General features: G+C 30.5%; 17 protein-coding genes. 10 read left to right on the plus strand and 7 right to left on the minus strand.

Features of this window, described 5'->3' with window-relative positions; all coding sequences use genetic code 11:
• Window positions 1-2 precede the first annotated feature (2 nt).
• Complete coding sequence (gene rsmA, locus V7R38_RS04435; protein ID WP_334056208.1) at window positions 3-806, plus strand: 16S rRNA (adenine(1518)-N(6)/adenine(1519)-N(6))-dimethyltransferase RsmA; 804 nt, start codon at window positions 3-5, stop codon at window positions 804-806.
• Complete coding sequence (gene mgtE, locus V7R38_RS04440; protein WP_334056209.1) at window positions 796-2,148, plus strand: magnesium transporter; 1,353 nt, start codon at window positions 796-798, stop codon at window positions 2,146-2,148. The genes rsmA and mgtE overlap by 11 nt, the downstream gene beginning before the upstream one ends.
• A gap of 119 nt (window positions 2,149-2,267) precedes the next feature.
• On the opposite strand, the gene V7R38_RS04445 is transcribed toward mgtE, so the two are convergent.
• Window positions 2,268-2,801: an RNA methyltransferase gene (locus tag V7R38_RS04445; protein ID WP_334056210.1), complete on the minus strand. Its 534-nt coding sequence runs from the start codon at window positions 2,799-2,801 to the stop codon at window positions 2,268-2,270.
• Window positions 2,802-2,957: 156 nt separating this feature from the next.
• Here V7R38_RS04445 and mutS point away from each other — a divergent pair, with 156 nt between their 5' ends.
• Together mutS and V7R38_RS04455 are read left to right on the plus strand one after the other, a co-directional pair.
• Entirely contained in the window at window positions 2,958-5,537 is a 2,580-nt protein-coding gene (mutS, locus tag V7R38_RS04450) for a DNA mismatch repair protein MutS (RefSeq protein WP_438825591.1), read from the plus strand.
• Window positions 5,527-5,985: an RNA methyltransferase gene (locus tag V7R38_RS04455; protein WP_334056212.1), complete on the plus strand. Its 459-nt coding sequence runs from the start codon at window positions 5,527-5,529 to the stop codon at window positions 5,983-5,985. Before mutS ends, V7R38_RS04455 begins: the two co-directional genes overlap by 11 nt.
• Before the next feature lie 3 nt (window positions 5,986-5,988).
• Here V7R38_RS04455 and V7R38_RS04460 read toward each other — a convergent pair whose 3' ends face one another.
• Window positions 5,989-6,225 carry a hypothetical protein gene (locus tag V7R38_RS04460; protein ID WP_334056213.1) on the minus strand — a complete coding sequence of 79 codons (237 nt, stop codon included), beginning with the start codon at window positions 6,223-6,225 and terminating at the stop codon, window positions 5,989-5,991.
• Between the two features lie 89 nt (window positions 6,226-6,314).
• Complete coding sequence (locus V7R38_RS04465; RefSeq protein ID WP_015481526.1) at window positions 6,315-6,812, minus strand: hypothetical protein; 498 nt, start codon at window positions 6,810-6,812, stop codon at window positions 6,315-6,317.
• 249 nt (window positions 6,813-7,061) lie between these two features.
• Here V7R38_RS04465 and V7R38_RS04470 point away from each other — a divergent pair, with 249 nt between their 5' ends.
• A complete protein-coding gene (locus tag V7R38_RS04470; RefSeq protein WP_015481525.1) occupies window positions 7,062-7,346 on the plus strand; it encodes a Sec-independent protein translocase subunit TatA/TatB in 285 nt (94 codons plus the stop codon).
• A gap of 3 nt (window positions 7,347-7,349) precedes the next feature.
• On the opposite strand, the gene V7R38_RS04475 is transcribed toward V7R38_RS04470, so the two are convergent.
• The 4 genes from V7R38_RS04475 to V7R38_RS04490 form a co-directional block, all read right to left on the minus strand.
• On the minus strand, window positions 7,350-7,994 hold the full coding sequence (locus tag V7R38_RS04475) for an O-methyltransferase (protein WP_334056214.1): 645 nt from the start codon (window positions 7,992-7,994) through the stop codon (window positions 7,350-7,352).
• A gap of 104 nt (window positions 7,995-8,098) precedes the next feature.
• Window positions 8,099-8,362 carry a hypothetical protein gene (locus V7R38_RS04480; protein WP_015481523.1) on the minus strand — a complete coding sequence of 88 codons (264 nt, stop codon included), beginning with the start codon at window positions 8,360-8,362 and terminating at the stop codon, window positions 8,099-8,101.
• 3 nt (window positions 8,363-8,365) lie between these two features.
• Window positions 8,366-8,932 (minus strand): sigma-70 family RNA polymerase sigma factor, encoded by a 567-nt coding sequence (locus V7R38_RS04485; protein WP_334056215.1) that lies wholly within the window; start codon window positions 8,930-8,932, stop codon window positions 8,366-8,368.
• Window positions 8,933-8,962: 30 nt separating this feature from the next.
• Window positions 8,963-9,442 (minus strand): nuclear transport factor 2 family protein, encoded by a 480-nt coding sequence (locus V7R38_RS04490; RefSeq protein WP_334056216.1) that lies wholly within the window; start codon window positions 9,440-9,442, stop codon window positions 8,963-8,965.
• A gap of 123 nt (window positions 9,443-9,565) precedes the next feature.
• Here V7R38_RS04490 and panB point away from each other — a divergent pair, with 123 nt between their 5' ends.
• The 5 genes from panB to V7R38_RS04515 all read left to right on the plus strand — a co-directional run bounded on the left by panB (window position 9,566) and on the right by V7R38_RS04515 (window position 12,844).
• Entirely contained in the window at window positions 9,566-10,384 is an 819-nt protein-coding gene (gene panB, locus V7R38_RS04495; protein ID WP_015481520.1) for a 3-methyl-2-oxobutanoate hydroxymethyltransferase, read from the plus strand.
• Between the two features lie 224 nt (window positions 10,385-10,608).
• The gene (locus V7R38_RS04500) at window positions 10,609-11,547 is read left to right on the plus strand and encodes a 2-hydroxyacid dehydrogenase (protein ID WP_334056217.1); all 939 of its coding nucleotides are present in this window, start codon (window positions 10,609-10,611) and stop codon (window positions 11,545-11,547) included.
• Window positions 11,548-11,580: 33 nt separating this feature from the next.
• Window positions 11,581-12,039, plus strand: coding sequence for a DUF1801 domain-containing protein (locus V7R38_RS04505; RefSeq protein WP_334056218.1), 459 nt, complete (start codon window positions 11,581-11,583; stop codon window positions 12,037-12,039).
• A 2-nt stretch (window positions 12,040-12,041) separates the two neighbouring features.
• Window positions 12,042-12,428, plus strand: a complete 387-nt coding sequence (locus V7R38_RS04510; RefSeq protein WP_334056219.1) for a VOC family protein — start codon at window positions 12,042-12,044, stop codon at window positions 12,426-12,428.
• 17 nt (window positions 12,429-12,445) lie between these two features.
• The gene (locus V7R38_RS04515; protein WP_334056220.1) at window positions 12,446-12,844 is read left to right on the plus strand and encodes a DoxX family membrane protein; all 399 of its coding nucleotides are present in this window, start codon (window positions 12,446-12,448) and stop codon (window positions 12,842-12,844) included.
• The last annotated feature ends 61 nt before the right edge of the window (window positions 12,845-12,905 follow it).

A 12,905-nucleotide genomic window follows, 5' to 3' on the forward strand; every position in this document is an offset into this window, starting at 1 on the left:
CTATGTCTGTAAAAGCAAAAAAACACCTTGGCCAACATTTCTTAACAGATGAAAGTATTGCAAAAGATATTGCAGATGCTCTAACTGAAGAAGGATATAACCATGTTTTAGAAATTGGGCCAGGAATGGGTGTTTTAACCAAATACTTGTTACAGAAAAAACCTAAAACTACTGTTTTAGAGTTAGATAGAGAATCTGTAAGTTATTTAAAAGACGTTTTTCCAATTGAACATTTAAATTTAAATACTACTTCAGATAATTTTCAAATTATAGAAGGCGATTTTTTAAAGAAAGATTTACAAACACTTTTTAATAAAGAGCAGGTAGCTATTATTGGTAACTTTCCTTATAATATATCTACCCAAATTGTTTTTAAGGCTATAGAAAATAGAGAATTTGTACCAGAATTTGCGGGTATGTTTCAAAAAGAAGTAGCCCAAAGAATTGCAGAAAAAGAAGGTTCTAAAGTTTACGGAATTCTATCTGTACTAACACAAGCTTTTTTTGATGTAGAATATTTATTTACTGTGCCTCCAACAGTTTTTAATCCACCACCAAAGGTAGATTCTGGTGTAATTCGTTTAATCAGAAAAAAAGACTATTCTTTACCTGTAGATGAAAAACTATTTTTTAGAGTCGTAAAAACCGCTTTTAACCAAAGAAGAAAAATGCTAAGGTCTAGCTTAAAATCCTTTAAACTTTCGGATTCTTTAAAAGAAGACCCTATATTTGCGAGAAGACCAGAACAATTGTCTGTTCAAGAATTTATTTCACTCACGCAAAAAATAGCAAATAATGCCATTTGATATTTCAGAAGAATTCTTAGATAACCTATCAGATCTAATTGCATTAGATAAATCTAAAGAAATTACTGCCCTATTTGCTGATGTTCACTTTGCAGATATAGCAGAAGTTTTAGATGAGGTAAATTTTGAAGAGGCTATTTACATCATAAAACTTTTAGATAGCGAAAAAACCTCAGAAATTCTTACTGAATTAGATGAAGATATTCGTGAAAAAATTCTTCAAAACTTATCTGCACAAGAAATTGCGGATGAAGTAGGTGAGATGGACTCAGATGATGCTGCAGATATTATTGGAGAGTTATCTATTGAGCGTCAAAACAGGGTAATTAATGCGTTAGAAGATGATGTACTTGCTGCAGATATTAAAGAACTTTTATCTTACGAAGAAAATACTGCAGGTGCTTTAATGGCTAAAGAATTAGTTAAAGTATATGAAACTTGGACAGTTGCAGGCTGTATGCGCAGAATTCGTGGGCAAGCCAAAGAAGTAACCAGAGTTCACTCTATTTATGTAGTAGATAAAGAAGAAAAATTAGTTGGTAGACTTTCTTTAAAAGACTTAATTATTGCAAAATCAGATCAAAAAATTGCTGAAATTTCTAAACATAAAGTAGATGCTGTAAATGTTTCTGAAGATGATGAGGAAATTGCAAAAATTATGGCCAAATACGATTTAGAAGCCATACCAGTTGTAGATGATAATAACGTTTTGTTAGGTAGAATTACCATTGATGATATTGTAGATGTAATTAGAGATGAAGCAGACAAAGATTACCAAATGGCTGCAGGTTTTTCTCAAGATGTAGAAGTAAATGATAGCATTTGGGAAATTACCAAAGCACGTTTACCATGGCTAATTTTAGCACTTTTTGGTGGCTTTATTTCAGTATCTGTTTTAGGTAGTTTTGATAGTGCCATGAATGAATATCCAGAGCTTTTCTTTTTTACACCTTTAATTGCAGCAATGGCTGGTAATGTTGGTGTACAATCTTCTGCAATTATTGTGCAAGGTTTGGCAAATGATAGCCTTAAAGGTTCGCTTTTTAAACGTTTGTTAAAAGAAATTCTACAAGGTTTACTAAATGGTTTTGTTTTGGCAGCACTATTAATGTCTGCAGGAATGCTATTTCTTGGTTTTCCTTTAAACTTAGGTATTACAGTTGCAGCTTCATTAATTTCTGTAATTATTATTGCCTCAATTATTGGCACATTTATACCTATTATTTTAGCAAAAAGAGGTGTAGACCCTGCCTTAGCAACTGGCCCATTTATTACTACTAGTAATGATATTTTAGGTATTTTAATCTATTTTACAATAGCCCAACTAGTTTTAGGTTTTTAGAAGCCATTTCCAGCTTTCATTACTCGCTTTTTTATAAAAATAAAAAGAGCTCAAACAGGCCATTCAATCTGGGCTAAACCTATTTATAAACTATAAGAATTTATAAGCTAACTTATACTTTATAAACTTCTAATTTTAATGAATAAGTCCCAAATTACAACTCCAGTAGTTACAGAAATATTTAAAGAGTGCTTGGTACCCAATTGTGGAATTTCTATACAAAAATCACTAGCATTTATGACTTCTTGTTGCACACCTTTAACTTCATTTCCCATAACAATTGCATACTTTTCACCCAATTTAGGAGTAAAAGTATCAAGCATTGTAGAATTTTCAGCCTGTTCAATAGATAGTACTTTTATACCCTCTTTTTTCAACTTTTTCACCAAGGTTAAAGTATCTTCTACATATTCCCAATCTACAGATTCTGTAGCTCCTAAAGCAGTTTTATGAATGTCTTTATTAGGTGGAGTAGCAGAAATACCACACAGGTAAATTTTATCAATTAAAAAAGCATCACTAGTTCTAAAAACAGAGCCAATGTTATTTAGGCTTCTTACATTATCTAAAATTACAATTATAGGCGTCTTTTCTACAGCTTTAAATTCATCAACAGAAATTCTACCTAACTCGTTATTTTTTAATTTCCTCATGGTTGCTTGTACTATTATCTTTTGGCTTTTAGTCCGTTTACTATGAAAACTAACAGGTAAAAGCCAATGGCTAAAGTCTTTTTTTTATCTTCGCAAAACTAACTGAAAATTTCCAAAAACTTGGCAAAATCAAAAGCGAAAAAGGTTACGCCTTTAATGAAACAATACAATGCCATCAAGATTAAATATCCTGATGCTATGTTGCTTTTTCGTGTTGGAGATTTCTATGAAACTTTTGGTGATGATGCTAAAAAAGCAGCACAAGTTTTAGGCATTACACTTACCAAAAGAGGTGCAGGTTCAGACTCTGAAACAGCTTTAGCTGGTTTTCCTCATCATTCTTTAAATACGTATTTACCAAAATTGGTAAAAGCAGGAATGCGTGTTGCCATTTGCGATCAGTTAGAAGATCCAAAAATGACCAAAACCATTGTAAAACGTGGAGTTACAGAATTGGTTACGCCTGGAGTTTCTTTAAATGACGAAGTTTTACAAAGCAAAAGCAACAATTTTTTAGCTGCTGTTCATTTTGATAAAAAACAACTCGGAATTTCATTTCTTGATGTTTCTACAGGTGAATATTTAGTTGCACAAGGAACTGCAGAGTATATTGATAAATTGTTACAGAATTTCAGCCCAAGTGAAGTTTTAGTTCAGAAACAAAATAAGCAACAATTTTTAGAACTTTTTGAGAATAGGTATTACACATTTTACTTGGATGATTGGGTGTATCAAAAAGAATATGCTCATGAAACGTTACAAAATCATTTTGAGGTAAAAACACTTAAAGGGTTTGGAGTTCAAGATTTAAAAAACGGAATTATTGCTGCTGGTGCAGTATTGTATTATTTATCAGAAACACAGCACAATCAGTTAAAACACATTCAAAATATCAGCAGAATTGCTGAAGATAATTATGTTTGGATGGATCGTTTTACGGTACGAAATTTAGAATTGTACAATCCAAATTCTTTAAACGCAGTTACGCTTTTAGATGTAATTGATAAAACAATTTCACCTATGGGTGGAAGGTTATTAAAACGCTGGTTGGCTTTACCATTAAAAAATATTGATGAAATAAAAAATCGTCATGAATTGGTAAAGTTTTTTATAGATTCTGATGAATTTTCACAAACTGTAACCTATCAATTAAAACAAATTTCTGATTTAGAAAGGCTCATTTCTAAAGTAGCTACAGGTAAAGCTTCTCCAAGAGAAATCGTATTGTTAAAAGATTCGCTAAAAGCAATTTTACCGATAAAAAATGCAGCAAAGAGTAAAAATAAAGCTGTTCAACTTTTAGGAAAACAACTCCACACTTGTGAAGATTTAATCACTAAAATTTCTGAAACCTTGTTTGATGAAGCTCCTGTAAACATCAATAAAGGAAATGCAATTGCCAACAATGTACATCAAGAATTAGACGATTTACGCGCAATTTCATCATCAGGAAAACAGTTTTTAGATGATATGTTAGCGCGTGAAACTGAAGCTACAGGAATTACAAGCTTAAAAATTGCGTTCAACAATGTGTTTGGCTATTACATAGAGGTTAGAAATACGCATAAAGATAAAGTTCCTGAACAATGGATTAGAAAACAGACCTTAGTTTCTGCTGAAAGATACATTACTGAAGAGCTTAAAGAATACGAAACCAAAATTTTAGGAGCAGAGGAAAAAATAGCCAAATTAGAGCAAGAAATTTTCTCTAAGCTTTTACAATACATCATTCAATTTGTTGATGTTGTACAAGAAAATGCGCAAATAATTGCAAAAATAGATTGCTTGTTGTCTTTTTCTGTATTGGCTATAGATAATAATTATGTACGCCCAATTATGGATGAAAGTACAGATTTAGAGATTAAAAATGGAAGGCACCCTGTAATTGAAAAACAACTTCCTATTGATCAAACCTATATTGCTAATGATGTTGTTTTAAACAGGAATCAACAACAAATTATAATGATTACTGGACCAAACATGTCTGGTAAATCAGCCATTTTACGTCAAACTGCTTTGATTGTTTTACTGGCTCAAATGGGTTGTTATGTGCCTGCTCAAAATGCAAAAATTGGGATTGTAGACAAGATTTTTACCAGAGTTGGTGCTAGTGATAATATTTCTATGGGAGAATCTACATTTATGGTAGAAATGAACGAAACAGCATCAATCTTAAATAACGTTTCTGAGCGCAGTTTAATTTTGTTAGATGAAATTGGTAGAGGAACCTCTACTTATGATGGTATTTCTATTGCTTGGGCCATTTCTGAGTTCTTACACGAACATCCTACCAAAGCAAAAACATTATTTGCCACCCATTATCACGAATTGAATGAAATGACCACCACTTTTGAGCGCATTAAAAACTTTAATGTGTCTGTAAAAGAACTAGAAGACAACATTATTTTCTTACGCAAATTAGTATCTGGAGGCTCAAATCACAGTTTTGGTATTCACGTTGCTAAATTAGCTGGAATGCCAAATATGGTAATTCATAGAGCGAATAAAATACTAGCTCAACTAGAAAAAAATAATAAAAATGATGAGGTAAAGGATGTTTTAAAACAAACACAGCATGAAGAAATGCAGCTTAGCTTTTTTCAGTTAGATGATCCTTTATTAGAAAATATTCGTGAAGAAATATTGGCAACAAATATTGATACACTAACACCAATTGAGGCTTTAATGAAATTGAACGAAATAAAGCGAATGTTGATTAAAGAAAATGGTAAATAATCTAGAACAAGGCTTTTTTGGCATAGGTATTCAGAATGGAAAAACACCTGAAAATTTAGGCGTTCTTTGGAGGTCTGCACAAAATATGGGTGCAAGTTTTATTTTTACCATTGGTAATAGATATGCAAAACAAGCCTGTGATACACATAAAGCAACTGGTGCAATGCCTTATTTTCATTACAAAAATTTTAATGATTTCTTTGATAATTTACCCAAAGGTGCAATGTTAGTTGGTGTAGAGCTACATGAAAAAGCGGTTCAATTAGAAACGTTTACACACCCTAGACGTTGTGTTTATTTACTAGGAGCAGAAGATCATGGTTTACCTAAATTGGCTGTAGAAAAAGCGCATCATCTTGTAAAATTTAAATCTGAATTAAGTTTAAATGTGGCTGTAGCTGGTAGTATTGTTATGTATGATAGGCAAGCTAAATTAAATTTCCAATAGCATTTAATCTAACAAGCTCTTCTTATAAACTCTAGCATAAACAAAGGGAGTAATTAATACAACAAAAGAAACAATATCAAAAAATAAGTTTTTAGGTAGAAAATAATTAAGCACCAAATAAGCACCTGAAATACCAAAGACTAACGTAAGTTTTTTGTTTTGAGAATAAGTAAATGCTGCCATTAGCAACATTAGTACACCCACTATTGTATATATTTCTTTTACACTTAAATCTATCATTGGTATAAACATAAAAAAATAAAACCTAAAAGCAAAAAAATTGCTTTTAGGTTTTAGATTCTAAGGGGTTTTAGGGGTAATATATATTGTTAGATAGACCTCTTTAATCTAAGTAATTTGTTGGTTGAGTTTAAGTAACTATTGTAAATAGATTCGTATTGAATTAACTCATCAAAACTATATGGAGCTGCATTTGCATTACCAATAATTAAATCGCCATTTTTAATTAATGAACTTTTAAAATTATTAGTTGCACTATGATCTTTTAACTCAATAGCACCTTCAAACTTTTTAATTTGAATGTTTTCATCTGCCAATAAAGCTTTTCTACCAGATACCTTATCTAAAATATAAACTTTGGCATTTACGTTGTTTGCACCACGAATCTTTTTAACAAGATCTGTTTCTACGTAAAACATAAAATCAGACGTAGGCCTACACTCAAACTGCTGTTTGGATAAGGTTTCAATAACGTTAATGGTATCTAAATTAAGGCTTGGTTTTGTTGAAGACATTTCTGCTTTACTAAAAGCAAATATACCAACAAGTACTACAGCTAGCGCTGCAACTTTTCTTAGGGGTTTCATCTTAAGGGGTTTAAGGGTTAAAGCAACAAAGTTAAATAATAATTTTCATTAAAACCGAACGAACTTTAAAAAAATATTCCATTTTGGAAAGATTTACTTTTATTTTAATTTTAATCAATTGATTTACAATGTTTTAAAAATTAAAGAATTTACAATTATTTAACTATCAGAATATTAAATAAGCGTTAAAAACTAAAATTTTGACCAATTGAGCAAATTATTTATTAGAATTAACTTTATCTTTGCAGCATGTTAAGCACACATTTTCTGTTTATTGGTACTCCAGAGGTTTTTGTAATTATGTTAATTGTAGTTATGGTCTTTGGTGCAGATAAAATTCCTGAAATAGCCAGAGGTTTAGGCAAAGGAATTCGTCAAGTAAAAGACGCTACTAATGACATCAAAAAAGAAATTAACGAAAGTGCTAAATTAAACGATTTAGATATTGATGTTACCAAAGACATCACTAAAGAGGTAAATGGGGTTAAAGATAAATTAGACGATTTTACTGGCCCAATTAAAAGAAATCGATAAAAATTACTGCTTAATCCTGCTTATTGTAAGGCCATCTCTTATTGGCAAAAGCACAGTTTCTATTCTATCATCTGTATTTAATAACGTATTATAAGCCAATAATTCTATAGTATCATTGTCTTTTGGATCTAGTTCTTCAATTACTTTACCACTCCATAAAACATTATCAGATAAAATAATTCCTCCTGGTTTCATTTTATCAATGATTAAATGAAAGTAATTTGAGTAGTTTGATTTATCTGCATCAATAAAAACCAAATCGAACTTTTCTGAAATTGTAGGTATAATTTCTAAAGCATTACCTACTTTTTGTACAATTTGATTTCTATAACCCGATTTTTCAAAGTATTTGTTTTGAAGGGTTTCTAACTCTTCATTTTTATCTAAAGTAATAATAGTGCCTTCTTTTTGTAAACCTTCTGCCAAACATAGTGCAGAATACCCTGTGTAAGTACCTATTTCTAAAATATGTTTCGGATTTATTAATTTAGATAAAATAGAAAGCAACCTACCTTGGTAAGCACCACTTAACATTCTAGGGTTTAATACTTTCTGCCAAGTTTCTCTACTTAGTTCTTTAAGAATTTGAGGTTCTTGTTGTGAATGATTCACAACATAATCATCTAATTTTTCAGGTAGAAAATGCATGCTTAAATTTTTATCAAAAGTAAAAAAACGGACTTTATATTTCTATAAAAATCCGTTTCTATTTTAGTTGTTATTAAAAAAACAGTGACGTGCACTGCAATTATTTAGGCCTTAACCTCTTTTAGTTTTTGCTTTAAAACTTCTTTTTCTTCAGAAGTTAAACAATGATTGATTTTTTTACAACCCTCTGCTTTTTTCTTATAAAAAACACTAAGTAGTAAGTTTTGTTTTGTGTAAAGTTTACAAATTTCACAGCGCAAAAAATGAAGATTTAATTTTATCTTTTCTAAAAGTGTAGCCTCTCCATATTGATTTTTGTCACAAATTTTTGTGGCTTCATCACAAGTTATATTTAATCTTTTAAACATCTCTTAATTATTAAACCAGTTATCTTCCATACATTTTCTTAATTGCGTTCTAGCTCTATGGATAATTACCCATAAATTGGACGCAGTTATTTCTAACTCCTTACAGATTTCTTCTGTTTCGAATTCCTGTATTGTTTTCATTCTAAACACCATAGCATATTTTTCTGGTAAATTATCTATGCATGCATCTATTTGACTTTTAAGTTCTTCGTTTTCAATGGCTTTTTCTGAAGCATTGTTCCAATCTTGTGGTACTCTTTCCTCGAGCCAATTTCCTTCATTTTCACCATCATTATAAAAGTTCATTCTAACTTCTGCCTGGCCTTTTTTAGAGTTGATTTTTCTATAATGATCTATTACTTTTCGTTTTAAAATAGACACCAGCCAAGTTCTTTCTGAAGCTTTACCTTGAAAATTCTTTGCAGATTTTAATCCTGCAAAAAAAGTGTCTTGTACCAAATCTTTTGCTAAATCGCTATTGTTAACACGCACAACAGCATAATTAAATAGATAGTCTGCATATTGGTCTATCCATTTATTGGGGTTTAAAGTATTTTTGTTTTGTAACATTCTTATTTTCAGGAAAAAATCAAATATAACTTATTTTTTTTCTTTTAAAGCTTGGCAGTTATTTCTTCTTCTCATATCTACCAAATAAATAATTTTCCACTTGGAATTATCTTTAAAAAGTTGAAAAGAATTTGCGCCACAATGACTAAAGTTAGAATTAAAATAAAACTCATAAGGTGTCCAAACAGAAGCAATATTTCCGTCAATTTTTATATCGTAAGAAAGTAATTTTTCTAAGTACACATGTTCTGGATTTTTATTTGCTATAGCAGTAAGTAATTTAGTTCTAGAGTCTGTTTGCAACAACCCATTAGACCCTCTCATGCTAGATGTAGTTTGTATTTTTATATCTTTATGAAGAGTAGAGGCCATTAAAGTACTATCCCCTTTATGTAATCCTTCAAAAAAGGTATCAATAACTAATTTTACATCATTTTGTGCTGAATTGTCTTGGGCATTTAATGTAATTGAGAATACCAAAACAATAATAAATACAATACTTTTTTGCATATCAATAAATTTAGAATCTATAAATCTACTTAAAAAAAGCATATCAATAAAATTATAGAAAGTATTAAGACCTTAAAAATCTGTGATTATTTCTTACTTTTACCATCGTCAAAAAAACGCATTATGTCTGTAGCAAAAAAACAGTACAAAAGAGTTACTGTAAAATCTTTAGTTGAAATGAAAGCCAATGGAGAGAAAATCTCTATGTTAACTGCATATGATTATACCATGGCTAAAATATTAGATAATGCAGGTGTAGATGTATTATTGGTTGGTGATTCTGCCTCAAATGTTATGGCTGGTCATGAAACTACGTTGCCTATTACTTTAGATCAAATGATTTATCATGCAAGCTCTGTAGTTAGAGCTATAGAAAGGTCTTTAGTGGTTGTAGATTTACCTTTTGGTAGTTATCAATCAGACCCAAAAGAAGCTTTACGTTCTGCAATTAGAATTATGAAAGAGAGTGGTGGGCATTCTATAAAATTAGAAGGTGGAAAAGAGATTAAGGAGTCTATAAAACGAATTTTGAATGCAGGTATTCCTGTTATGGGTCATTTAGGTTTAACGCCACAATCCATATATAAATTTGGTACTTATACTGTAAGAGCAAAAGAAGAAGAGGAAGCAGAAAAATTAATGGAGGACGCACTAATGCTAGAAAGAATTGGCTGTTTTGCTTTGGTTTTAGAAAAAGTACCAGCAAAATTAGCACAAAAAGTAGCTGAAGCAATTTCAATTCCGGTAATTGGTATTGGAGCAGGAAATGGAGTAGATGGTCAAGTTTTGGTGACTCATGATATGGTTGGTATGACACATGAATTCAACCCAAGGTTTTTACGAAGATATTTAGATTTATATAAAGAAATGACAGGAGCATTTCAACAATATATTGCTGATGTAAAAAGTAAAGATTTTCCAAATGAAGAGGAACAATATTAAACTTATTTTAAAGAGTACTTCTTACATTTCTTTAATAGCTTTTGCAATTCTCTATCTTCTAGATACATTTTTTGATGTTCAGTTTTCTGAAAATAGTAGCCTAAGGCAAGCTTCTGTTGTAGTTTATTTAATCTCCAGTTTATACTATTATAAATTGGAATTGAAAACTAAAAATGAACGAATAAAAGAACTAGAGCATAGGTTAATCAACAAAAAGTAACGTTATGAAAATACTGCATTTAGACAGTAACCATCCATTACTTATTCAACAATTAAATGATTTAGGTTTTACAAATGATGAAGCTTATACTTCATCAAAGAGTGAAGTAGAAGCTAAAATTCATAAATATGATGGCTTTATTATTCGCAGTCGATTTAAAATTGATAAGCCATTTTTAGATAAAGCTAAAAACCTAAAATTTATTGGTAGAGTAGGAGCTGGTTTAGAAAATATAGATTGTGATTATGCAGAAAGTAGAGGAATAAAACTAATTGCTGCTCCAGAAGGTAATAGAAATGCAGTTGGTGAACATTCTTTAGGTGTGTTGCTTGGCTTATTTAATAAACTAAATAAAGCAGATAATGAAGTTAGGCAAGGAAAATGGTTGCGTGAAGACAATAGGGGATTAGAATTAGATGGTAAAACTGTAGGCTTAATTGGCTATGGAAATATGGGTAAATCTTTTGCTAAAAAATTAAGAGGTTTTGATGTTGATGTACTTTGTTACGATTTAAAACCAAATGTAGGTGATGAAAATTGCACTCAAGTATCGTTGCAAGAATTGCAAGAAAGAAGTGATGTGTTAAGTCTGCACACCCCTCAAACTGAACTTACCAAAAACATGATAAATCATGAATTTATCAATAATTTTAAGAAAAATTTCTGGCTGATAAATACAGCACGTGGAACATCTGTAGTAACAAAAGATTTAGTAGCTGCTTTAAAATCTGGTAAAATATTAGGTGCAGGTTTAGATGTTTTAGAGTATGAAAAATCATCTTTTGAAAATTTGTTTTTAGATAATAATATGCCCAAAGCGTTTCAGTATTTAATACAAGCAAACAATGTAATCTTATCTCCACATGTTGCGGGTTGGACTATTGAAAGCAAAGAAAAATTGGCACAAACAATCGTAGACAAAATAAAAGATAATTTTTATTAACTTAAGGCATTCAACAATCAACCAATAAGTAGTATGACTTACGAAGCAGACTCACCTGAAGAATACGTAGCCCAAATTCCAGAAGAAAGACAGCAAGCGTTTAAACAATTACAAAAAACAATTTCAGAAAATCTACCAAAAGGTTTTGAAGAAGGAATGTTATATAAAATGATTGGTTATTATGTTCCATTAAACACCTATCCAGAAGGTTATCACTGTCAACCCAATACACCTTTACCATTTATAAACATAGCCTCACAGAAAAACTCTATAAACCTTTATCATTCAGGTATTTATGCTAAAAAAGAATTATTAGATTGGTTTGTAGAAGCATATCCTAAACATTGCAAACGTAAGTTAGATATGGGTAAAAGTTGTATACGATTCAAAAAAATTGAAGAAATACCCTATGAATTAATTGCAGAACTTTGTACTAAAATGAGTGTAGAAGAATGGATTTCGATTTACGAAAATAATATAAAGAAAAAGTAATTATGAAAAATAGAGTTACAGGAATTGGTGGTTTATTCTTTAAAAGTGATGATCCAAAAGCAGCTAAAGAATGGTATAAAAAACATTTAGGTTTTAACACTGATGATTATGGTTCTACCTTTTGGTGGCAAAATAAAGAAGGCAATGATTGCTCTACACAATGGAGTCCTTTTACAAAAGACACTAATTATTTTGAACCTTCTAAGAAGGAATTTATGTTTAACTATAGAGTTGAAAATTTAGTTGAACTTTTAGCGGAGTTAGAAAAAGAAGGAGTTACCATAGTAGGTGAAATGCAAGAATTTGAATATGGAAAATTTGGTTGGATTCTAGATAACGAAGGCAATAAAATTGAACTTTGGGAACCTATAGATGCCGCTTTTAAATAATTATAAAACTTAACTACATGAATTTTTTATCAAACTACCCAACAGAAGTTTTAGTACTACTTTTTTTAATAGTAACCTTTTTACAATCTGGTATAGACAAATTAGTAGATTGGAATGGAAATGTATCTTTCATCAAAGAGCATTTTAAAAACTCTCCTTTAAAAAACAGTGTACCTTTACTACTAGCAATTATCTTAGTACTAGAAATAATTGCAGGTTTACTGATGGTATTTGGCGTATATCAATTGTATACTTCTGGAGCAAAAGAAATTGCACTTTTAGGAACAGAGCTTTGTGCAATAGCTTTAATATTTTTATTAATAGGCCAACGTTTGGCAAAAGATTATGCAGGAGCAATGAGCCTAGCAGTCTATTTTTTAGTTACACTCTTGGGTGTATATCTATTAAATAATTAAATCTTATAACATTATAACATAACTATAAGTAATACCTATGTAAAAAGTTCTTAAAACATCC

It is taken from the genome of Polaribacter sp. P097, assembly GCF_036864555.1.
Taxonomy (GTDB): Bacteria; Bacteroidota; Bacteroidia; order Flavobacteriales; family Flavobacteriaceae; genus Polaribacter.